The following is a 23,137-nucleotide window of genomic DNA, read 5'->3' as shown; positions in this document are numbered from 1 at the left end:
GGAGAAATCAACCCTTATTTTAATGCCTCAAGCTTGCACGCGAGGGGTTCTTTGAGTTATCCTTTTTGAAGCTCGGAAAGAATTCTTTCGTAAAAATCCAACGATTCCGGATTAACTAAAGCATCTCTATTTGTAACTGGTCTCCCATTCACTATATTCGACACCGCACTCTCAACCTTCTTCATGCTGAAAGTGTATGGAATATCTGGCGTTTCGATGATTAGAGCTGGGACGTGTCTAGGAGACGCCTCTTTGCGCAGCGTTTTTCTAATCTTATTTTTTAACTCGTCTGTTAATTGAAATCTTGAAGCCAGTTTAACAAAGAGAATAATGCGTTGATCCCCCTTCAAATCTTGCCCTACAACCATGCTGTCAGCAATTTCCTCAAATCTTTCCACCACATTATATATTTCCGACGGACCAATGCGCACTCCAGAGGGTTTCAAGGTAAAATCAGAACGCCCTAAGAAGGTTATTCCACCAGTGTCGCTGTGAATCAGTATCCAATCACCATGCCGCCAAACATTTGAATAAATGCTGAAGTAAGCATCTCTATATCTCTTGCTATCTAGGTCGTTCCAGAAATAAAGAGGCATCGAGGGAGCGGGAGCTTCACAGACTAGTTCTCCTTGTTGATCAACCACGCTATTACCCTTCTCGTCATATGCTTTCACATTCATTCCCAAAGCCGGACCCTGCAATTCACCAGCATATACAGGTTGAATAGGGGTTCCAGCAGCAAAACAACCATTGATATCTGTGCCTCCCGAAATAGAGTTGAAATGCAAATCTTCTTTAATTTTTCGGTAAATATATTCGAATCCTTCGGCTGAAAGAGGAGAACCAGTCTGAGAAATTTCTCGTAACGAAGACAAATCAAAATCCTTAGCTGGCTTAGCATCCACACTTTTGAGATAGTTGATGTAGCTTGCGCTGCAACCAAAGATGGTTATTTTTTCGTCCTGAACTAGTCGCCACATGGTGCTCCAATCTGGGTAATTGGGGTTGCCATCGTACAACACTAGGGTAGCGCCTACAGCTAAAGAGCCCAGTAGCCAATTCCACATCATCCAACTCGGAGTTGCTATGTAAAATATTCTGTCATCACGTTTTAGATCAGTATGAAGTATCAGCTCTTTTAGATGATTGATGAGAATACCCCCAGCTCCTTGAACCATACATTTTGGCTTACCAGTTGTGCCTGAGGAAAACATGATATATGCTGGATGATCAAAAGGCAGCTTTTCAAATGAAATCTCTCGCTGTTCTTCTTGAAATACAAAATCATCATAAAGCACCGAGTTAGGGATAGAAACAATATGGGGTTTTTCTTCAACATAAGGAAATACAATAGTTTTCTTTACTGAAGATATTCCTTTTGCCACTTCCTCAGCTCTTGACAAAACGCCAAACGTCTTCCCTTTGTAGTAGTATCCATCAACAGTGAACAAAACTTTAGGCTCAATTTGACCAAAACGATCAAGAACTGCCTTTGGACCCAGTTCAGTACCACAAGAAGACCATATAGCGCCAATACTTGTAGTTGCAAGCATAGCGTTGGCGGTTTCCACAAGGTTGGGCATATAGGCTGCCACGCGATCTCCAACGGCAACACCCATTTTGCGTAATGATCTAGCTAAACGTGCTACAGAATTGTACAGTTCCGTGTAGGTCATTCTGGAAGATTTTTTGGTTTCTCCTTTAAATATAAAGGCGGGATGGGCGTCTCTACATCTCAGAAGATTCTCTGCAAAGTTCAATCTTGCCCCAGCAAACCATTTTGCACCAGGGAACTTGCCTAAATCATCCACTACGGTCTCATATTTTTGGGAAGCTTTTATTCCCCCAAATTCCCACATAGCTGCCCAGAAATCTGATACGTTTTCTATAGACCATCTATGAAGTTTATCATAAGAGTCTATTTGAAGATTGTATTTTCCGTTGACAAGATTTATGAACCGTGTTATGTTCGCCTCTTTTATACGCTCTTCAGAAGGTACCCAAAGTGGTTTCCGCATTTTTCACTACCTTTTGATGTGCGGCCGCGCGCTATCTTTTTCAGGAATGTTTGTCATAACTCCACTGAATAATTAATCTTAGTGGTTCATTCTACATTATTTCACTATTGTAGAATAAATGTTGCTCGTTTTAAAGTCAGTTTGTCGTGTTCCCAATCTTCTCTCATGTTCTTCATTTCCTCGGTGTACGTAACCTACAGGACTGTTCAAAACGTGTATTTACACTTTAATTTTCTAATTTATAATTTCTAACTAAAGGAAAAACCTTAGAATTTTATATTTTCTATACTAGTTAGAAAGTATAAACTTAGAAACTTTTTATTGTCGTTTTTCTGTTGAGTTTAGAGAAATGAAAAGACCAGTCAAAATTGTGGACTATAATCCTCAATGGCTTACATTGTTTGATAATGAGAAGCGTCTAATCCTTAATGTCATAGGACACTTTGTTGTTGGAATCGAACATATAGGAAGCACTGCTGTCATTGGTTTAGGTGCCAAACCGATTATCGACATTACTGTTGCTATCAAAAATCTAGAAGACGTCCACAAGTGTATTGGACCTCTTGAAAGTATTGGCTACGAGTATGTTCCGGAATACGAAGAATCAATACCTGAAAGACGATATTTCCACAAGGGCAAACCACCAAAGGAACAACATTATCACCTGCATATGGTTGAACTATCAAGTAATTTTTGGAAAAGACATTTACTGTTCCGTGACTATCTTCGAACTCATCCAGAAGTCGCTCAAGACTATCACAAATTGAAGAAAAGACTGGCAAGAGAGTATGGTTCAGATCGTGAAAGCTACACTGAAGCAAAAACATCATTCATTGAATCCATAGTTGCCAAAGCAAGAGCTGAAACAGAAACACAGTGAATAAGACTTCTGTCTCCTCTGTGCCTCTCCTCTACAATTCAACTTTTCTTTGCTATCAACATGATGTGCCTGTCTGGAAGGTTCAAGGTCCATTCAACAGTTACGCCGTAGTGCTCTAAATTCCTGTCTATAGCAGTGATGCTAGTAACATGTACTACTTTAAACCCAGCTTCTTGCACAAAATCCACAAGTTCCTGACGAGTGAATGGTGTATGAGTTTCACTCATTTCCTCTTCTTCAAGTCCAGAATTCAAAGCCCAGATTTTAGTGATAAAATCATAGAAATCACGCATACTGCTTCTGACCCAACCTTTACCTAGATCATGATAATTTATCTTACGTGGCTTAAACTTCGATTGGAATTCACGTAATTTCTTTCTCAGTTCTTCAGAGAGTTTAAAGGAGATTGAGACATCACCTGGATTGAAATGGTCCAAGATAATTAGCTCACCGTCCTTCTTCAATAAATCAAAAATCCTCTGAAACGTCCTAGTGAGTGCATGAACTCCTTTAAAATGGAATATCTCATGAAGAACTTGGACAGCTACTACAAGATCAAAAGAACGGTTCTTAAAAGGTACAGCTGGTATATCTCCCAATATTGTCAAAACATTCTCCTTTTTTTGCAACCTACTAATAAGATACTTTGACCGATCAACACCAATTATCAGCGCAGAAGGAAACCTCTCAGCTAATCGAGTTGTCAAAGCACCAATTCCACAACCTAAGTCCAAAATCGCAGAAACATCAGGATTAATATAAGCTGTTACAGCTGAAAGTCTCTCCTCCCGATGGGTTTTTGCGAGGAGTTCAGCCATCTCCTTTTCTCTTACTGACATAGTTTTCTACCGATCACTAGATTACTGTCTCCTATGAATATACGTTATTGCGAGCGCGCAAGAAAAAATCGAAAGAAAAGGTCTAGTGTAGCATTTCGTAAGGTTAATGCTTGCCTCTTTCTTAGCTTGCTTCTCTATGGACTTTCTTCTTAACGAAGGCCATATCACAATCCGCTGAAGGATGGATTGTCTTCACTTGATATTCTTCTCGGGAAATGTTATCGACTATCTTTTTGACGCCTGAGAAATCATAGTTGTGAAAGAAGACTGCCGTTTCATCGTGTATAAGAGATCTTGAATTTTCCCAATCACTCTTCACTGTTTCATAAGAATGACCTCCATCAATGAAGATCAAATCCATTTTAGGCAAGGTTTTCAACACTCTAGTAAGAGTTTCAACAGAGTCCCCTTTGAAAAGCTTGAACTTACACCGTGTCTCCTTTAATTTCTGCCTAACTTGCTCCATTCTGTTGCTTTCATAAAGATCGAACCCGTAATACTCCACTTCTTCAGGCGAACAGTTTCGAGTAGCGACCTTAACCATTGTCATGGCATTCTCACCATCTGCAACTCCAATCTCCATGATCTTCTTACATTCATTCCTACTGATGTACTCGTTAAGAAAAGAATGTGACCCATATCCTAATCTGCTAGATTTCATGCCACTCTCTACTCTACAACTGGTTTTATATTTTATAATTTCTAAGTTAAAGAAAAATCTTAGAGTTTTATATTTCCTAGACTATGTTAGAAAGTAGAAAAGAGTGAGAATCTTATTATGACTATGTCTGATGAAATTCGGAAATGTAAGAGATGCATAGATCTGAAATTAGTTAGTTATGATAAATTCAATGCTGATCAGAAGCCCTACGTTCAATTTGATGTGGAGAGAAGTTGGAAACCTGGAAAAGTGGATGTTCTCTTCGTCGCTGAATCTCCGCCATGGAATGGCAAACAACGCTATTTCTATAATCCAGTTGCTGAGAAGCGGATTAATCTAAGAACGGAAGTCCTGTCAAGGCTGAACTTGGACAAGCTGGAGGTCTTCAAAGAGAGAAGCTATTTTCTTATTGACACAATCAAATGTAGGTTAAATAAATCAATAAAAAAGAAAGTATTGTATAGGATTGCCAAAACCTGTTCACAAAGATTCTTGTTGAAAGAAATCAGGCAACTGAAACCTAACACTGTTTTCATACTTGGAAATACAGCCAAATATGCGCTTGAGCAAACTGCTGATTTCGAAGAATTGGTCCAACACAGAATAACACAAGACTATGATACAAACTTATCAGGCTATCGTGTAATCGTATGTCCCTTTCCTGGAGGACTAACCAGAAAGTGGACCAGTGAGATAGATAGCGCTTTCATGAAAATTCGATGAATCTCTTCTGTCTCCTCAGTGCCTCTCCTCAGCCTCTCAGTTCTCACCAATCTCTCTAAAGTGATGGTTTAAACACATTGGATTGCTGTGTGATAGAACTTTTATCCACAAATGTTATCTTGAAAACGAAAATATATAAAAATGGGAGAGCATTAGTTTTGAGGAACGTAATTTCCGTAATAATAATATCAATACTGTTTCCCAGCATTTTAATTTTAGCAACAAATTTTCATGTAACTGAGGTAAAAGCACCTAATGGCTATCCAGTTCACAACCTTGACACTTGGTTAAACTATATAACTATTCAAGAAGCGATAAATGCTCCTGAAACTTCGAATGGACATACAATCTTTGTTGACGAAGGGATCTACTATGAGCATGTGACAGTTAATAAATCCCTGATGTTGCATGGAGAGAATAGAGGAACCACAATTATTGATGGTAACATGACGGGGGATGTTGTCACCATAACCCAAGACCACGTGAATGTTACAGGTTTCACAATACAGAGAAGTGGAGGGGAAGGCACTCTTATTAAGGCGGGAATCTACCTTAGCAGCACAAGCTACTGCAATATATTTGGAAATCGCCTTGTCGATAATTATGTTGGTATTTTTGGGTCTCCAAGAAACACGAGCATGTCAAATAACACCATAACAAACAACCACGTTGGTGTTGACATTCACCACCAAGCGACTTATAACATCATATCTGGAAATTGCCTTATGGCAAACACTGTGAGTATACATATATACAACGCAGACTCAAACAGCATCTTCGAGAACAACATGACGAACAACTGGCGAAGCATTACACTTGGGTATTCCAGGAACAACAGGTTCTATCATAACGTTTTTTTCAACAATACTGAGCAGGTACTTATCTTAGCTAGCGGGTACGCCAACTTCTGGGATGATGGTTACCCCTCTGGTGGAAACTTTTGGAGCGAATATACTGATGCTGACCTTAGCCATGATGGAATAGGTGATTCTACATTCATATTAGATGCAGATAACACTGACAACTTTCCTCTAGTGGGTGCATTTTCTGAATTCGATATCACTTCAGAATACAGCGCTCAAGTTATCTGCAATTCTTCAATTTCAGATTTCCAATTCAATAGCACTGCGATAAGTTTCAATGTTACTGGTGAGGATGGCACTACTGGCTTCTGCAGAATATGCATACCAACGGCCTTGATGAATGACTCCTTCAGAGTGTTTGTCAATGGCACAGAAATCTTACCGTCTCCAGAACCTTTACCATGTTCTAACAGCACACACAGCTATCTATACTTCAATTATAGTCATTCAACACAAGAAGTCATAATCATCCCAGAGTTTCCATCACTCATCATTCTACCAATATTCATGACAGCAACTCTGCTTGCAACAAAAATCTATAGAAAAAGCAAATCAAAACACTAAATTCAGCAGCACCAAATTTATAACATTGAACCTGCAATCCCACGCGCGCAAGGGGTTGCAAACAGAAAATGCCGCACAAGAGAAATGTTGTCCTTTATCTTGATGCTGAAATAGTTAAAAAAACGCGTGAAATAGGCTTCAACCTTTCTAAAACGTGTGAAAACCACTTGAAACACTTGATTAACCAATTTCAAAGCGTCTACTCAGGAAATAATTGTGGAAGCAGTGTGGTTGGTAGCCCGGGAGAGATTCGAACTCTCGTCAACGGGTCCAGAGCCCGTCATGCTTGACCGCTACACCACCGGGCTTCACAACAATCAAAAAATTAAGCATCACTAATAAACCTAATCAGGGTTAACTTATTTTTTCAGGTGATTTTTCCAACATTTATCGCTTTTATGGATTCTTTTTTCATTCAGTGTTGCTTGGAAATAGAGTTCTGATAGACAATATCTCTTACAATTTAGTTTTGTTAATCTGGAAAGAAAAATCGAAAGATTTATATATTAAAACATGTCCTTAAATTTTATTACGGCGGCCAAATGGACGATTTTTAATTCCGAAGTTTCTGATGAGGAACTTGATGGTTGTGACCGGTTTACGCCAGAGTAAGTCATAGAAGGGTAGTGCAATGAGCAAGAAGACTATGGCGCGTCAGCGTTTAACGGATAAGTGCCCAGAGTGCGGTAGCACTAATCTTATTCATGACTATGACAGTGGGGAAACTGTTTGTGGTAATTGCGGACTTGTCTTGCGTGAGCAGATGATGGATAAGGGACCTGAGTGGCGGGCTTTCACGCAGGAAGAGAAAGCTTCACGTAGTAGAGTTGGGGTGCCTACTTCGTATTCTGTTCATGATAAGGGATTGTCAACGGCTATTGGCAGAGTTGACAGGGATGCTTTTGGTCGTAAGTTGCCACTTTCTACTCGGTTGCAGATGTGGCGGTTGAGAAAGTGGCAGATTCGGTCGCGTGTTCATTCAAGTGTTGACCGGAATCTGGCGCAAGCTATGGCTGAGTTAGATAGGTTATCGGATAAAGTGTATGTCCCTTCTTCGGTTAAGGAGAAGGCGGCGGTGGTTTATCGTAAGGCGTTGGATAAGGGTTTAGTGCGTGGTAGGTCTATTGCGGCTATTGCAGCTGCTTCGTTGTATGCAGCTTGTCGGACGACAGGTACGCCGAGGACTTTGCGTGAGATTTCTGAGGCCAGTTTGGTGGATAAGAAGGATGTGGCGCGGTGTTACAGGTTGTTGTTGCGTGAGTTAGATGTTAAGATGCCTATTGCAGATCCGTTGACTTATGTTTCGAAAATTGCTGAGCGGACAGGGATTAGTGGGCAGACGCAGGGTATAGCGATTAAGATCTTGCGCGATGCGAAGCGTGAGCGGGCGGCGGCTGGGAAGGATCCGATGGGTTTGGCGGCTGCAGCTTTGTATATTGCTTGTTTGATGGGTGAGGAGAAGAAGACACAGAAGGATATTGCTGAAGCTGCAGGTGTTACTGAGGTTACGGTGAGGAACCGGTATAAGAGTTTGAAGAGGCAGCTTGGTTTGGAGTTGCCAGACTAGCGTGTGCGTGACTCTTCTAGACTTCTAGATTTTTAGGTCTCGGTTAAGGTGCTGAGTGGCAAGGCTTGCTGAAATAGGTTTTTCGTTCGCTGGAATAATGTTGCTACGTGGTTCAGCCTTTCTCAACTGACAAATCGAAGACGCTGAAAAACTTTGCTGCAAAGAAACTTCTGTTCTAGAAAGCCTCTTCAGACTTTTAGAAACTTCATCAAAATAACGCCCAACAGTAAAAACACAATTTCAACAATAGAATTTTTGATATTGGTTTCTTTGTGCAATTCAGGAATAAGATCCGTTGTTGCTATGTAAATGAAACCTCCCGCTGCAAAGCCAAGGATATAATTTGTGTTTGGGAGGTACGAAATAAAGAAATAGGTAAACAAAGCTCCAGCCATAGCCAATATTGCGCTTACAAAGTTAAAGAGCAAAGCTTTTGCCTTAGTGAACCCTCCGTAAATAAGCACCCCAAAGTCACCAAGCTCTTGTGGTATTTCATGCATCACAACCGCTACAGTAGTGATTAAACCCAAGGATTCAGCAGAGAGAAAACTTGCTGCAATGACTATGCCATCAATAAAATTGTGAATTCCATCACCCAAAAAGTTCAGATAAGCAAAAGGATGAACTGGGCATTCTCTCTCATGGCAATGACGCCACAGACATTTCTCAAGAAGAAAGAAAAGCATAATGCCAAAAACAACTGTAATAAAGACGCTTTCATCAAGCGTGGAAAAAGATTCAGGGATTAGATGAAAAAAGGCTCCTCCCAACAAACTTCCAGAAGCAAAACTAACCAACACAAGAACAAATTTTTTCAGAATGTTCTCTTTAACAGCTAAAAATAATATTCCAATCAGTGAAATGACGCTGACTAAAAACGTGGAGATGAGAATCCAAGCAAGAGTAAACATGGTATGTCTTCTATTAGCATTAATTTTTGAGCTAATAAAATATCTGTTTTACTACAAACTTCAAAAGCTAAACTTGCCAGCATATTTTTTATGTTCTTGAGTCCATACAAATCCAAGATATATACCGGGAACAATAAGATCGGCTGCAAAAAATGTTGAGCTTAGTTGATGTCCTTTTTATTTTTATGGATTCGTTAGGGATCTTCAAGGTGTTGAGAATCTGCATTTTCTTGTTAGAGATCGAGTGAATGACGATGTAGTGTTGCCCCGCGCGCGCGACACTCACGCATGTCTAGAACTTAAAAAAATCGACCCCCATTATCCACTTCTTGCTTGAACTCTTTGGCTAACTCCTTAATCAACATCTTCTCTCTCTTTGTCAATTTTTTCGGGACAGATACATCTACTCGCACCAAGAGGTCCCCTCTACCATGTCTATGTAGTCTAGGCATGCCCTTTCCCTTCAACACAACCACATCTCCAGGGCGTGTTCCACGATGAATCTTCACTTCACTGTTACCGTCTAGCGTTGGAACAGTGATGCGTGCCCCTAGGGCAACTTGAGGAAACCCGATTTTCAGATCATATAAAAGATTGTCTCCGACTCTTTCGAAATGTTTGTGAGGGGACACATATATATTAACGTAGAGGTCTCCTGGAATCCCTTCTTCTGGAGGAACATCGCCTTGGCCTTTTAGTCTTAGCTGGTATCCATTATCAATTCCTGAAGGGATCTTCACAGTTATTCTCTTCTTCCTTTTCTCGAGTCCGATGCCCTTGCATTTTTTGCAGGGTGAGTCAATAACCTCACCTTTTCCTCTGCATTTGGGGCAGGGAACAATACGTACGAACATGGAGAACCTGTTTCTCTGAACATCCTGAATTTGTCCTACACCATTACATTCTGGGCAACTTCTTGGGGAGGTCCCTGGATTGGCTCCAGTTCCTTTGCATGTCTCACATTTTTCGATTCGTCTAACCTGTATCCTCTTTTCTGCACCTTCCGCTGCTTCTTCAAGGGATATTTTAACATCGTGAACTATGTCGTGACCTTTGACGATTCTTCTTCTGAAGCCTCTTCGACCGAAAAAGGGGCTGAAGAAATCCTCGAAGTTAAAGCCAAAGCCAAAGCCAAAGTCTCTAAATATAGATTCGAAATCTACTCCTCGGAATATATCTTCTTCAGAATATCTTTGATCGAATCCTACATGGCCCAGCATATCGTATTGTCTACGCTTACTTGGATCTGATAAGACAGCGTAGGCTTCAGATATTTCCTTGAATTTGTCTTCAGCATCGGGTGATTTATTGCGATCAGGGTGGTACTTCAATGCCAGCTTTCGGTAGGCATCTTTGATCTCTGCATGAGAGGCTGACCTAGATAAGCCCAAGATTTCATAGTAATCACTTCCACTTGCCATTCTGCGCGCTGTAGCTCCTTAATAGTGTGAGTTAGCTAGTCTTCTTTAGATTCTTCAACTTTGTAATCTTCGGAATCTACAACCTTCTTTTCTTCTTTTTCTGCCTTCTGGTCATGTTTTGCAGCTGATTTCTTCGCCTGCTCTGCTGCGACTTGTTGATAAACTGTAGTTCCAACTTCCTGGAGGATTTTTGTGAGATTCTCCGATTTAGTTCTAATCATTTCCATGTCAGTACCCGCTAAGGCATCTTTCAACTCAGAGACAGCTTTGTCAATATTCTTTTCCTGATCTTTAGCCAGTTTTTCTCCCAAGTCTTTCTTTGTTTTCTCTGCAGTGTAAATTAGAGTATCAGCATTATTCCTTAGCTCTGCCTCTTCCCGCTTCTTTTTGTCTTGTTCTGCAAATCGCTCAGCCTCCTTTATCATCCGCTCCTTTTCTTCTTCAGATAGTTTAGTGGAGGCTGTAATGGTTATCTTGGCTTCTTTGTTAGTTCCCAGGTCTTTTGCTGATACATTCAAAATGCCATTTGCATCAATGTCAAACGTTACTTCTATCTGCGGTATCCCTCTTGGAGCTGGAGGAATTCCTGTTAAGTTGAATGTCCCAAGCGACACGTTATCTGGAGCCATAGACCGCTCCCCTTGTAGCACATTGATCGTTACTAATGTCTGGAAGTCTGCTGCTGTGGAAAATATCTGCATTCTCTTTGTAGGAATAGTTGTGTTTCGCTCAATTATTCTAGTATGAACCTGACCCAAGGTTTCAACACCAAGAGATAAGGGTGTAACATCAAGTAAGAGCAAGTCCTTGACTTCCCCTGTAAGTACACCCGCTTGTATGGCCGCCCCAGTTGCCACACATTCCATTGGATCCACTCCCCGCTCTGGAGATTTACCCAACATTTCTTCAACAAATTTCTGAACCAAAGGCATTCTGGTCATGCCGCCAATCAAGATTATTTTGTCTATATCCTTGGGAGTCAGCTTGGCGTCCTCTAAGGATTTCAGGATTGTCTTTCTCGTCTTCTTGACAATAGAATTTGCCAAAACCTCCAGCCTTGCTCGAGTGAGCGTAAGGTGCAGGTGTTTTGGTCCTGACTCATCTGAGTGTATGAAGGGCAGATCAATGTCAGTCGTCATCAATGTTGACAGTTCAATCTTGGCCTTTTCAGCCGCTTCTTTAAGTCTACCCAATGCTGCGTTGTCATTGCTGAGATCTACTCCGGTCTGCCGTTTGAATTCTTCGATTATATGATCCATGATAGCTTTGTCCACATCTGTTCCTCCAATATGTGTATCACCACTCGTCGATAGAACTTGAAATACGCCTTTGCCGAAGTCCATTGCCGTAACGTCATGAGTACCACCGCCAAAGCTGAAAACTAGGATCTTCATTTCTTTCTCTAATTTGTCAATTCCATATGCCAAGCAAGCTGCAGTTGGTTCATTCACAATGCGTTTAACCTCAAAACCAGCAATTTCTCCAGCATCTTTTGTAGCTTGTCGTTGGTTGTCATTGAAGTGAGCAGGTATTGTTATTACAGCTTTGTTTATTGGAGCACTTAGGAAATTCTCAGCATCTTTCTTGATTTTCTGAAGTATAAATGCTGAAATTTGTTGAGGGGTGTATTCTTTTCCTTGAGCTTTTACTTTATAATTTGTCCCCATTTTCCTTTTAATCTCAAAGATTGTGTTTTCAGGATTAGCTGCAGCCTGTCTCTTTGCAGGTTCCCCGATTAGAAGTTGACCATCCTTAGTGAAGGCCACAACAGATGGAAACATCTTGCCAGCTGCTGTTGGTCCCTCAGCACTTGGGATAATCGTGGTTCGACCTCCTTCGAAAATTGCTGCTGCCGAGTTTGTGGTTCCAAGATCTATCCCAAGTATTTTTTCGCTGGGTTTCCTATTGCTCACTTTGTTCCACTTCCTTAGTAGCTTTTAGGGATGATTTTGCTGCGATTTTCACAGCACTAGGTCTGATTACTTTTCCTTTCATAATATATCCTTTCCTTATTTCCTCGATGATTATTCCTTCCTCTTCACTCTCAATTTTTGCCACAACCTCATGTTTTGAGGGATCAAATGTTTGACCAATACAATCTATAGGAGAAACCTCTTCCAACTCTAAGACCTTCTTGAGCTTTTTCAGAGTCATTTCAACACCTTTAAGTAAGATCTCTACTGATTGAGCTTGCTTGGTTTCTTGGATTGCTACTTCAAGTTCATCTACAATTCCAAGCAACTCAAGGACCAAACGTTCGTTACTGTATTTTCTGATTTCTTTAATTTGATTGTCTAATCTTTTTTTCAAGTTCTCAAAGTCTGCCTGCATATACTTGAGCCGATTCAGGTAATCCTCTGAACGTTTCTTCTCCTCCTTCAAGGCGTTGGCTAATTCAAGTGTCCCATTTTCTTCAGCGATCTCTTTTGAGCGGGCATGTTGCTCTTCCCGTTTTTCATTCTTGTTTCTAGCTTGTTTTTTCTCCGCTTCTTTGCTCATCTAGGATTCGCCCCCCTTGGTTCTAAATTTTGGTTACACAAACAAAGATATATATGTCACGATTTTACGATTTGACAATGTAATCATCGCGCGTGGCATTTTCCTGCATAGTAGATAAATGACCCCTATAAGAAGTTTTTAATGGTATGGGGTGCGTCTGTGGCGGGCGGGGTGGGATTTGAACCCACGACCACAGGCTTAGGGGGCCTGCGCCCTATCCGTACTAGGCTACCCGCCCAACCATTCTCATAAGAGACGCCAAATTTTATAACAATAACGCTTAAACTCATCTAGTCAACACTAAAAACACCCGTCACCAAAGAAAACCTAGACAAAGAAGTGTTAAGTACACAGAAACAACACTATTCATAATTTGGAGCTTGCTTGGACTGTAACAAGGGGTTTAATCTAAGCGCCAAAACACACTTACACTAGTTAGGTTGCAGCAGTGGAAAGTGCCTTAGATATCTTCTGCAGTTCCTTAGTAACCGTTGATAAGAATTTAATTCTGTCTTCAATTTTTTGTCTATGAGCGCTAGTAAGCTGCTTGAATTTTGGCATTACATCTTTGATAACGCGGATCATGAGATCACGGTTTTTCTCTTCGCTTAAATTCTTCAACTCAGCTCGCCCATCCCGATATAAAATTATGAGGTGCCCTGTAGGATCTATGTTTGCCTGAATTACATTCCCCATTTCTTTTGGAAGCGTCGCTGGGGAAACTGGCATTGTTGTTGCGAGTGGCTGCATAAGTTTTAACAACGATTCGAAGAACGCGGTTACAAGTCCTTTCTCTTCAGAAGTTAACTCGCAGATTTGACCAATATCATCCTGCAAGCTTTTCAGCGAATCAATAAGTTCCTGCAGTGATGCCTGAGCCTGGGTATTTTTTTTTGGTTCTTCCTCAGCTGGTAGTTGCAACATTTCTTGGGGTGGACTAGTATCTTGGCTCATGTGGGGCATTCCCTTACTTAGTTTCTCATTGATAGATTACTAAAAGCCCTTGTATGTTGCGTGTCTTTACGCACACGGTTTATTTAAGCAGGCGCAGTTGTGTTGGTTTGGTGTCGGCTCTAGAGATAAGAATAGCGTATCGCAAGTAGTAGTACGCAATATTTATCTTATTCCCATTTCCTATATATTCTTGAGGCGACAGTATTTTGAGCTATGGACATCAAGGCATGAAAGAGGAAGAGGAAACTAGTCGAGTTCAAAAAGTCACCTCCGTCCGGCGGGACAACTACAAAATAACGGTGTCCATAGACAAAGAACGCCCTATGTCTCAGTCTCCTCTTTACCACAAATACGACATCCAAAAATACGACCTTCACCCAAACTACAGCTTCGCACATCTTGCCGACATGATTCCTACGAACACTCCCGAATACATCGACAGCGGACAACATTACGTGGAACGTATCATCCGTGCACTCTACTACTTCAAACAATGCTCCCTAATAGGACCATCAGGAACGGGCAAAACACACATAGTCTATCTTGTGGCAGAACTCTGTGGTTTGCCAGTGTGGGAAATCAACTGTGGCCTTCAAACATCTTCGTACGACATGATTGGACGTTTTATTGGCCTTGGAAGAGAAAACTGGATCGACGGAATGGTGACAAGATGGCTAAAAGCAGGTGGAATAATGTATCTTGACGAAGCTAACATGATGAAGCAAGACGTTGCTACAAGGCTTAATCCAGTTCTCGACACTCGGGGGCACCTTGTGTTGAACGAAAAGGACAACGAAGTCGTGGAGAGACACAAGTATGGATACTTGATAATCAGCATGAACCCCTATTCAGCAGAGTTTTCGGGAACCAAGCCATTGAACGCTGCTATGAGAAGGCGGATGGCTGTGTGGATAAACTTCGACTATACAAGTGTTGGCAACAAGATTTCACCTGTCGAAGTAAAAATGCTCATGAACCGATCTAAGGTCGACGAGAATATGGCTTATAAAATTGTCCAGGCTGGTGCAGAGTTGCGAAGACAATACAAATCAGGAGACGTTCCTTACGGTCCATCTCTAGGTGATCTAATAAACTGGGCTACCCTTGTTCACGACGGCAACACCCCTAACGTCGCCGCTGAAGAAACCATAATCGCATTAACCAGCGATAACACTGAAGTGCAAGATGATGTCAGAAGAATTATCGAGTCAGTTTTTCCTAAGCCCAAATGATCTGGATTACAGCGAAATAAGCGGTAATCTTCATGGGATTTCTTGACTACGCCTGGTCTCTCTCCTTCCAAGAAGACAAAGTGAAAACAAGAATCCGTGTAGACCCAAAACTTCGGCAACCAACTCTCACGCGGAATGAAGCCGGCTTCAACATAACGTTACCTATGCCTTCCATGTCAGAAGAAGAAACTATATCTTTCTTAGGATACGAATTTCCAGCAGACCATGGAAAAGCTAAAGCGGGAAGATTATTCAGAGCCTGCGTTTTCCATCTAACCACACACACATTGATACCAATTGACTATAAAAACACCGTTTCATCGTCATCAAAACGTACACTTGTTGAATCTTTCTCCGAGTCTCTGGTCAACGACACTTACGTCAACGCCTACATTTCACTAAAGCACCATGACAAACTAGCCGACTTGGCCTTTGCAAATTCGCTTGCCTTTGCAAAGATGAAACCTGCTGAAAGAATTTTCAATCCAGCCACTCGAATAATGGCGGCTTTATTGTCAAAGATTAACATAGGTATTGTAAAAGGAGCGCTTCGCCCAAAAGAAGAGAATGCAGTCAACCAGTTGGCTATAAAACTGAGTTCACTTAAACAAAAAATTATAACATCGCTGACTGGAAAGGAAACCGAACTCAGCGAGGTTTTTAACGAGACAAAAAACGACATAACCCAAATTCTCGAATCACACGGCCCTATATTAGAAGCTCCCTCTCTGCAACATACTGAACAAATTGGCCCATGTACAGTGTTCTCTCAATACGAGATACCATCTGAAATCGAAAAAATCTTCAAAAAATCTCTGGAAACTCTAAGCGGGATTAACCCGTCGAAAGAACCGATAGACTCATACTGGGGAAAAGAAGTAGACGCAGAGGCTTCACAAGCGTTCGACTCATGGACTCACCAGAGAGCTCGAGAAAAAAAAATATTGACAAGAATTGAGAAATATGTGGAAGGGACTAAGTTCAAATCTATTGAGTTTCCCGAGGAAGACTATACGCAGTATCAAAGAGCAAGGGCTTTGCTTAGAGGGGGAAGTCGGCGACTTCTTGACAGTCTTAGAGTGGCTCAGGACGCCTTAGACGAAGATCCTAGAAAAGAAATGGGACAACTAGACATGCCTGAAGTTATACAGAAGATTGCAAGTAGAAGTCCGAGAACAGATGTTTTCGTGCAGAATGAATATCTGAGCAGTAGCTTCGCTTGGGGAGTTCTCTTTGATGTAAGCGCAAGCATGAAGATTAAAGGTGAACTTAGCAGAACACTGGCAATTTGTGTTGCTGAAGCTACAAAGGAACTTTTGATGGATCCAGGTTCGTGGACATTCTTTGCTTTTAGCGATCGTTTCTACATATTAAAAGGCGCTTCAGAGGCGTATTCGCGAAGGGTTCGCGCGAGGATTGGAGGACTAAAATTCGATGGCTTAACGTATATGCCTGATGCCATTCGAGTTGCAGGCAAAATTCTTGCGCGGAGATTTGATGCGCAAAGGTTCTTGTTAGTTCTTTCTGATGGATGGCCATATGGTTATCCAAACATGTCCAGTGCATTGTCGGAAAGTATCAGTTCATTAGAAAAGAAGGGCGTAATAATAATTGGAGTAGGCTTGGAAAGCGAAAGAATGAAGAACTTCTTCAAAATAAGCAGCGCTGTCTACAGCCAAAAGGATCTCATAAAGAAATTCGCAAAAATCTATATACAAGCATCAGCAGCTGCACTCGAAAGGTAGAGATATCCAGCTTATTTCGCACCTTTGAATTATTTCACAGGCACGTCTTTTTTATTACAGGAAACCAAAAAAATCAATTCTACACATGGAATCTCCCTTTATTTGAATCAAATGGAGAAAGGTCTAGGCTTAACGCCTAAAACAAGTCTACGCTTCTGTAGAGACTTCTTCCTTTTCTGGCTGCACTACTTGAGTTTCTTGATTTTCTGCAGCAGCTTCAACCGTTCGCTCTTGTTCAGACGTTGCCGTTTCTTCCGGTGGAGCTGCACTTGGTATACTTTGCGGAGGGGCGCTTTCCTCTAAAGCTGTAGCGGGTTCAGCTGTCTGCGTAGTCTCCTCTCTTATAGTCGGAGAATTCTCATTCATTTGAACAATAGGCATTTGCTGTTGACTTGAGTAAAGGAGATTTGCTGGTGGATAAGGTGCATCAATTAGAGTAGCGAGTAAATACATAGACGTAAAAACGTGTTGATATACCCTCTGAAACACTAGTGGAATCTGTGTCTCAGGGTCTGCTTCTAACATTTTCTTAATTTCTTCATTTTTTCCCTCAAGTGTAGCTGTTCCCTCCACCTCGAACTTCACAACGTTCGGCTTGGTTCCGACACTTAGAGTGAAACCTACACTAACCCAGTCGCTCCGACGTTCTTTCTCCTCCATCCGCGCTCTGACATCAAAATTAATTAACTTTCCACTCTCAACTTCATCAACTAGCTTAACTGCTGACAAACCACGAATCTCGACCCTAACTGCAACACCTAACGAGCTAGTTGACGGGCAAATTTTCAATACCCCACTTTATCTTAGTAAATCCTTTAGCCACTTAATGTACGATGACCATTACCTTTGGGTTTTGTAGTTTTTCCTTTGTGTGTAAATCTTTGCTACATACACAGTAGAGACGCATGTATGTACCCCAAAGAGGCACTGTTTGCTTGGGTTCTCGCTTTAACTGCTTAGCAAATACGTCCACGACACTGGAAGAAAACGGCAATTCTTAATCCAGCAAAGTCCAACAAAATAGTCTTTTATGTTTCTTTTAGGATGGAAAAATCGGCTATGTACTGAAACTTCTTTGCGAATTCTTGGTCTTTCTTGTGACGAAGAACGATTTTCTCAGGTACTCCATCGCAAATATAAGTTATGTAAGTTATGTCTTTACCAAGACCTGACTTTTCCAACTGTGCTATAGAGTCTTTCGCCTTTTCTAACTGCTCTGTTTTTCTGTTGATTTCTTCTATGGCTTCAAAGAGAATTTCAGCTTCACCCTGCTCAGATGCATTGAGCATAACTTCCTTGAATTGAATCCAGTCAGCTGACGTTTGTGTTTCTTTGGTTTTGCCTTTCTTCTTTGCCTTCTTGGTTTTGCCTTTCGGTTTCTTTTTTTGGTGTGCCACCATTTTTTTGGCCCATTCTTCGTTTTCTTGAATGGCTTCTGAGTCTCTTAGAAAAGAACCAAGCCATTGGCTGTATTCGTCGGCTACTGATTTGTATTGCTCTATCTCTTCTTCTAGAGCTTCGTTTATCTCTTTGATTGAATAGAAACTACGTATCTCTGTGACTATGTTCACCAATTTCTACACCAAAGTACACGTTTCTACCATGTTTCCGTGAGATAAGAGAATTTGTATGTGACAAGCCTTTACACACCAAGAAAGCTTGCTGGCATTTTGCTAAAAAAGCGAAAAACCTCCTCTTTCTCCCTTCAGCTGGTTTCGCAGAAAAATAGGCAAAAATGGTAATTAAGTGTTAGTATTTGCCAAGATCGATTTTTTTGAAGTTGTTGAAAGGCTTTTGCTGGTCTACCAAACATTCCTTGAGGTAGTCCTTCAATGTCTCGCCAGCGACTACATCTATGTCATAGTCTCGAGGGTCTACGGAATGTTTATAATTTCTAGCTGGAATCACAACCTTCCTGAAACCCCACGCCTCAGCAGCCTTAATCTTCTCGTGAAGCCCACCAACAGCAGTTACAGGAACTTCGCCATCCACGCCGACGTTAATTTCACCAGTAACGGCAACGTCTTGACGGATTGGTTGTCCTTCTATCAAGGAGCATAGTAGAATTGTCATCGTAACGCCAGCGCTTGGTCCGTCTACGCCGTAAGCTTGGGCGAAATCTATGTGTGTAAAAAAGTCTTGAGCGATGTCTAATCCGTATTTTTGCAGGATAACGCTTCTAACTTTTGAAACACTGTCTGTGATAAACCGTTCTTTCCCACCTTTCGCAATTCCAGTCACTTTGTAATATCCTTTCAGGTGATTGTTGCTTCCATTGTCACGTTTCCCCAAGAATCCTTTAACGGCCAACACGTTGCCTGTCATTTCACCACTGTAGGGATCTGAAACAGCTGCTAGACCGTAAATTTGGCCAAGCCTTGCACCTTCAGGTTTAATGTCGAGAAGTTTGCCTCTCTCGCTTATTTGATGCTCAAGAAGCTGTTTCTGAATTGTTTTACAATGGTTTTCTATAGCTTCTCTCACATACCTTCTCTCAACTGTTCTGCAGCCTTCCTTGACAGCTAGGGTTGCAGCAGTTTTCACTATTGATATCATTGGTCGAAATCTAGTCGTTAATCCGTCTCTTTTGTTGCTTCGTCTCCGTCCTTCATCTATAATTTCTTCACATGCCTCTCTGCTGAAAGGTATCAGGTGGAAGCGTGAAACTTCTTGAGCGATAAACTGGACACATCTTCGACGGTTTTCCACGGTGTTGGACATGTCGTTGTTCATTCTAACTACCTTGCCATAACCGTAGATTCTGTCCATAAGAGCTGGATGCACCTGTCCAATACTGTCAAAGTTTCCAGCACCTACCAAGAAACACATGCACGGCACTGGCTCGGTAGCTACAGCCATCGCCGCAGTGTTGCCTTCGTCCCAGCGGCTTCTCAAAGTTACAGGCAACTGTCCATCCTCCAAAACAGTTAACAAGGTCACTGCCTCAGCTGGCTTCAAGTTCTTAATCTCATCAATGTAGAGAATACCCATGTGTGCGCGGTGGACGTCACCAGCAGATACTCTTTGATGCTCTGGTGTTCCTAAACCGCCAGTTTGCAGCGGATCCCAAGCGATGCTGCCGAATAATTGTGCAGAACCATGTCCTGTTGCGTCTATGAATGGTGCAGCTTTTTTGGAATTGTCTACTATAAGTTTTGGCACTGTTGTGGCTTTGGCACCTCCAACACCTTTTGCGCCTCCCATCATTCCAAAACGTCCTAGCACAACCACTAGTATTAGGAACATGAGCATCATGCCGGCAGGCAAGAATGTGGTGGTGCCTATTGTAACGAAGGAGTCCAATATGTATCTGGCGAAGTCGCCTCCGTATTGTTCTTGGACAAGGATGCCGAACGCTGTTGCCACATTGGCGTCCCATTGAAGCTTTTGTTGCCACAGATAGTAGAAACCTGCAAACATAAAGATAGAGGCTACTACAATCATCAGATAAGTTAGAGCCGTTATTCCGAGTTTTTGGAGAAACAGTTTTTTTGTTTCTTTCAATTTTTCTTTGAAAATTATTTTCTTCCCTTCGCCTGCAGGGTTAGAGGAGATTTTCGGTTCACTTGGAATTAAATCGTTTTTCCAACAGACAACGTCTTGGAGTTGAATTTTGTGTTTTTTGTAAAGCTCAGTTAGATGGGCAGCAAGTGCTCTGCCGATGAGAGATTTTCCAGTCCCAGGGTCGCCCATCAAAAGGAGGTAAGGGCCAGGAGGGGCAGTTTTTGTGGCGCTTGGTTTTTCTTTATCGGGGTCTTTCCACGCGTCATACCATTTTTCTTTTTCAAGATTTTTGAGTTTGTGAACCCATTCTTCGAGACATAGATAGCACTCGTTTAAAGCGCGTTCTTGTCCGATGACCCAGTCGAGAAGGTTGTCGGAGACAGGGAAGCCTTCGGTGGATTCGAAGGCTTTCCAGTTCCATTTTTTTCCACGGATGGTTTCTGTTTCCTCTCCGAAATAATCCACAATTCTCCCTTCTGTGCTCTTGTAGTGGTGTGAGATTGCCTCACTACGAAAAATATCTCTCGTCTTAATATACGGCTTATTTTACATCCATTCATATGTCCTTTTCGGGAATATGTCCGTAGAGCTTTTATGCACGTTGTTGATTTCTAATTCATATTTTGAGTTCAGAAGTGTAAAATAGAAGTTGAACTCAAACTCACTTCGGTTCAGATTCAGAGTTAATGTTTGGGATGGTCCATCGTGGAAACTATTGTTGAAGACTCTCAAAGGGTTGTTAAACTTTATGACGAAACCACTGGGGTATGGAAATTCGTCAGAAAGGACAAGGGCTCAATTAAATCCATAGAGCTTATTGAGAACATGTTTCAAAAGCTCGGTCTTTCTAAGAACGAGATTAGAATTTATGTTTATCTTGCTCGCTCTAGAGAGCGGAAGGCAAGTGAGATTTCTGAGGCGCTCAGTCTTCACAGAACAGAAACCTACAGAATACTGCGGGACTTGGAGAAAAGAGGCTTGGTGTCATCTGTTTTCGAAAAACCTCTGAAATTTATCGCTACGCCCTTTGAACGAGCGATAGAGGCACTCATTGAAGCAAAGAAGCTGAAAATACAGAAGTTAGAAAGAAAAAAGAAAAACTTGATCAACATTTGGCTGTCTCTTCCCCATCCTGAAGTGAAACATAAAAGAAAAGAGGTTTTTCAGATACTTGAAGGTGAGGAGCAGCTTGATTTCAAAGCAAACGAAATAATCCGAAATACGCAGAGGGAGATCAGCGTCTTTGCTTCTGAAGAAGACCTTGCAAGATTATACCACTCAGGCTTCATAGACAGACTTGAGAGGCTTTCCAAGAAAAACTTTGATGTTAAGCTTCTGACAAACGATTCTAGGAAAAGCCACTTTTTTGTTGAAAAAATAAGGCTTACGAATGCTAGGTATGCACTTTCAGACGTTAAAGATCTTCCCACGTTTATTTTGGTAGATCAAGAGCAGCTTCTCCTCACCGTCAGGAAAAACAACGAAAATTATGGTGAGAAAGCGAAGCGAGCAAAGATTGCTGCTTTGTGGACAAATTACGAAGCTTTCATTAAGGCTTTGGCGAAGTTATTCTCGGAATTGTGGAATGTTGAGGTACCTTTAAAAATCGTTTCTCCGTCTTAGAAAACCACATTCTGTCAACGTATTTGAAAGAATTAATGTCGATTTTTATCGTTGAGTTGCGTCTTGCTTCGTTACGCACAAATGAACATACTTTGCCGTGGCATATTTTTGGTTAATAATTGTTGGAGAAAAGATAATGAAGCATGTGTTAAAAAATAGGAAAGGGCTTAGCACGGTAGTCACCACCTTGATTATTCTTGTGGTTTCGGTGTTGCTTGCGACAGTGGTTACTTTCTATGCTATCAACGTGACCACAACGAGAGTACAAGAAGAGAACCTGAGGGTAACCAAGGGTCACATATGGGTTAACAGCACTGTAGCTCAAGCTGCGTTTGTCATTGCGAATATTGGCGGTAGGGACACTCTCATCGATAAGATTCAGGTACGAGGACAAGACTTGGGCTGGACAGATTATACTGTATACTATAACAGGACGACTATAGCGCCAACTGCTGATTTGGATTATCTAGGTGTCTTCACAGGTTGGGACAACGCCACAGACGATTTATCTTTGAAGTCTGGCGAATACCTAGTCATCTACATTCAAGACCCAGGCACCATATCCGTTGCGGACGTTGGAACTACGTGCAGCATCACTGTTTTCACTGCCAGCGCACAGTACAAGATAGAAGTCAACGTTGAATCCGCTAGTTAAAGCCAATATCCCATTTCCTTTTTCCTCTCAGGTCACATAATAAATGAAAGCTCTAAGCAGTTACGGGCTCATTTTTGCATGAAAAATTACATTAACGAACCCTTAGATTCGCGAGTGTAGAACACAAATACACACAAATTGTCTTATCCTCATCGAACTGAACTTTCTGTCGGAGAAAAAAAATGAAAAGTCTTCTAAAAAGCAAGAAAGGACTTAGCACAGTAGTAACAACGCTGATTATACTGGTGGTTTCAGTTCTACTGGCAACGGTCGTTACTTTCTACGCCATCAACGTGACCACAACGAGAGTACAAGAAGAGAACCTGAGGGTAACCAAGGGTCACATATGGGCAAACAGCACTGTAGCTCAAGCTGCGTTTGTCATTGCGAATATTGGCGGTAGGGACACTCTCATCGATAAGATTCAGGTACGAGGACAAGACTTGGGCTGGACAGATTATACTGTATACTATAACAG

20 protein-coding genes and 2 tRNA genes are annotated in these 23,137 nt (G+C 41.5%); 9 read left to right on the top strand and 13 right to left on the bottom strand.

Annotated features, from left to right (window positions below; genetic code table 11):
* Positions 1 to 56: 56 nt before the first annotated feature.
* Positions 57 to 2,018, bottom strand: a complete 1,962-nt coding sequence (locus OEX01_01695; GenBank protein MDH5447705.1) for an acetoacetate--CoA ligase — start codon at positions 2,016 to 2,018, stop codon at positions 57 to 59.
* 349 nt (positions 2,019 to 2,367) lie between these two features.
* Here OEX01_01695 and OEX01_01690 point away from each other — a divergent pair, with 349 nt between their 5' ends.
* Complete coding sequence (locus tag OEX01_01690; protein ID MDH5447704.1) at positions 2,368 to 2,898, top strand: GrpB family protein; 531 nt, start codon at positions 2,368 to 2,370, stop codon at positions 2,896 to 2,898.
* Positions 2,899 to 2,936: 38 nt separating this feature from the next.
* Here OEX01_01690 and OEX01_01685 read toward each other — a convergent pair whose 3' ends face one another.
* Entirely contained in the window at positions 2,937 to 3,737 is an 801-nt protein-coding gene (locus OEX01_01685) for a methyltransferase domain-containing protein (protein MDH5447703.1), read from the bottom strand.
* Between the two features lie 121 nt (positions 3,738 to 3,858).
* Complete coding sequence (locus tag OEX01_01680; GenBank protein MDH5447702.1) at positions 3,859 to 4,398, bottom strand: class I SAM-dependent methyltransferase; 540 nt, start codon at positions 4,396 to 4,398, stop codon at positions 3,859 to 3,861.
* Positions 4,399 to 4,521: 123 nt separating this feature from the next.
* Between OEX01_01680 and OEX01_01675 the strand changes: the two genes are divergently transcribed.
* A complete protein-coding gene (locus OEX01_01675; GenBank protein MDH5447701.1) occupies positions 4,522 to 5,121 on the top strand; it encodes a uracil-DNA glycosylase family protein in 600 nt (199 codons plus the stop codon).
* A 158-nt stretch (positions 5,122 to 5,279) separates the two neighbouring features.
* Positions 5,280 to 6,548 carry a pectinesterase family protein gene (locus tag OEX01_01670; protein MDH5447700.1) on the top strand — a complete coding sequence of 423 codons (1,269 nt, stop codon included), beginning with the start codon at positions 5,280 to 5,282 and terminating at the stop codon, positions 6,546 to 6,548.
* A 232-nt stretch (positions 6,549 to 6,780) separates the two neighbouring features.
* On the opposite strand, the gene OEX01_01665 is transcribed toward OEX01_01670, so the two are convergent.
* Positions 6,781 to 6,856 (bottom strand) — tRNA-Gln (locus OEX01_01665).
* 338 nt (positions 6,857 to 7,194) lie between these two features.
* On the opposite strand from OEX01_01665, the gene OEX01_01660 reads away from it, so the two are divergent.
* Positions 7,195 to 8,115 (top strand): transcription initiation factor IIB, encoded by a 921-nt coding sequence (locus OEX01_01660; GenBank protein ID MDH5447699.1) that lies wholly within the window; start codon positions 7,195 to 7,197, stop codon positions 8,113 to 8,115.
* A 188-nt stretch (positions 8,116 to 8,303) separates the two neighbouring features.
* Here the strand turns inward: OEX01_01660 and OEX01_01655 are convergent, their stop codons facing one another.
* The 6 genes from OEX01_01655 to OEX01_01630 form a co-directional block, all read right to left on the bottom strand.
* Positions 8,304 to 9,026, bottom strand: a complete 723-nt coding sequence (locus OEX01_01655) for a ZIP family metal transporter (protein MDH5447698.1) — start codon at positions 9,024 to 9,026, stop codon at positions 8,304 to 8,306.
* Positions 9,027 to 9,325: 299 nt separating this feature from the next.
* Positions 9,326 to 10,447: a molecular chaperone DnaJ gene (dnaJ, locus tag OEX01_01650; GenBank protein MDH5447697.1), complete on the bottom strand. Its 1,122-nt coding sequence runs from the start codon at positions 10,445 to 10,447 to the stop codon at positions 9,326 to 9,328.
* 35 nt (positions 10,448 to 10,482) lie between these two features.
* Entirely contained in the window at positions 10,483 to 12,360 is a 1,878-nt protein-coding gene (dnaK, locus tag OEX01_01645; protein MDH5447696.1) for a molecular chaperone DnaK, read from the bottom strand.
* On the bottom strand, positions 12,350 to 12,946 hold the full coding sequence (gene grpE / locus OEX01_01640) for a nucleotide exchange factor GrpE (GenBank protein ID MDH5447695.1): 597 nt from the start codon (positions 12,944 to 12,946) through the stop codon (positions 12,350 to 12,352). Before grpE ends, dnaK begins: the two co-directional genes overlap by 11 nt.
* Before the next feature lie 160 nt (positions 12,947 to 13,106).
* A tRNA-Arg gene (locus OEX01_01635) sits at positions 13,107 to 13,184 on the bottom strand.
* Between the two features lie 197 nt (positions 13,185 to 13,381).
* Entirely contained in the window at positions 13,382 to 13,900 is a 519-nt protein-coding gene (locus tag OEX01_01630; protein MDH5447694.1) for a hypothetical protein, read from the bottom strand.
* Between the two features lie 206 nt (positions 13,901 to 14,106).
* Between OEX01_01630 and OEX01_01625 the strand changes: the two genes are divergently transcribed.
* Both OEX01_01625 and OEX01_01620 read left to right on the top strand, forming a co-directional pair.
* Positions 14,107 to 15,132: an AAA family ATPase gene (locus tag OEX01_01625; protein MDH5447693.1), complete on the top strand. Its 1,026-nt coding sequence runs from the start codon at positions 14,107 to 14,109 to the stop codon at positions 15,130 to 15,132.
* 32 nt (positions 15,133 to 15,164) lie between these two features.
* Complete coding sequence (locus OEX01_01620; GenBank protein ID MDH5447692.1) at positions 15,165 to 16,877, top strand: hypothetical protein; 1,713 nt, start codon at positions 15,165 to 15,167, stop codon at positions 16,875 to 16,877.
* A gap of 147 nt (positions 16,878 to 17,024) precedes the next feature.
* On the opposite strand, the gene OEX01_01615 is transcribed toward OEX01_01620, so the two are convergent.
* The 3 genes from OEX01_01615 to OEX01_01605 all read right to left on the bottom strand — a co-directional run bounded on the left by OEX01_01615 (position 17,025) and on the right by OEX01_01605 (position 20,846).
* The gene (locus tag OEX01_01615; protein MDH5447691.1) at positions 17,025 to 17,666 is read right to left on the bottom strand and encodes a hypothetical protein; all 642 of its coding nucleotides are present in this window, start codon (positions 17,664 to 17,666) and stop codon (positions 17,025 to 17,027) included.
* A 239-nt stretch (positions 17,667 to 17,905) separates the two neighbouring features.
* Positions 17,906 to 18,448 carry a hypothetical protein gene (locus OEX01_01610; protein ID MDH5447690.1) on the bottom strand — a complete coding sequence of 181 codons (543 nt, stop codon included), beginning with the start codon at positions 18,446 to 18,448 and terminating at the stop codon, positions 17,906 to 17,908.
* A gap of 178 nt (positions 18,449 to 18,626) precedes the next feature.
* Complete coding sequence (locus OEX01_01605; protein MDH5447689.1) at positions 18,627 to 20,846, bottom strand: AAA family ATPase; 2,220 nt, start codon at positions 20,844 to 20,846, stop codon at positions 18,627 to 18,629.
* 225 nt (positions 20,847 to 21,071) lie between these two features.
* Between OEX01_01605 and OEX01_01600 the strand changes: the two genes are divergently transcribed.
* The 3 genes from OEX01_01600 to OEX01_01590 form a co-directional block, all read left to right on the top strand.
* Positions 21,072 to 22,004 (top strand): helix-turn-helix domain-containing protein, encoded by a 933-nt coding sequence (locus OEX01_01600; protein ID MDH5447688.1) that lies wholly within the window; start codon positions 21,072 to 21,074, stop codon positions 22,002 to 22,004.
* 136 nt (positions 22,005 to 22,140) lie between these two features.
* The gene (locus OEX01_01595) at positions 22,141 to 22,659 is read left to right on the top strand and encodes a hypothetical protein (GenBank protein MDH5447687.1); all 519 of its coding nucleotides are present in this window, start codon (positions 22,141 to 22,143) and stop codon (positions 22,657 to 22,659) included.
* Between the two features lie 182 nt (positions 22,660 to 22,841).
* Positions 22,842 to 23,137: hypothetical protein (locus tag OEX01_01590; GenBank protein ID MDH5447686.1), on the top strand; the 296-nt coding region annotated here is incomplete at its 3' end.

This window comes from Candidatus Bathyarchaeota archaeon, assembly GCA_029882535.1.
GTDB lineage: Archaea > Thermoproteota > Bathyarchaeia > Bathyarchaeales > SOJC01 > JAOUKM01.
This window is presented reverse-complemented; position numbering and strand designations above follow the sequence as displayed.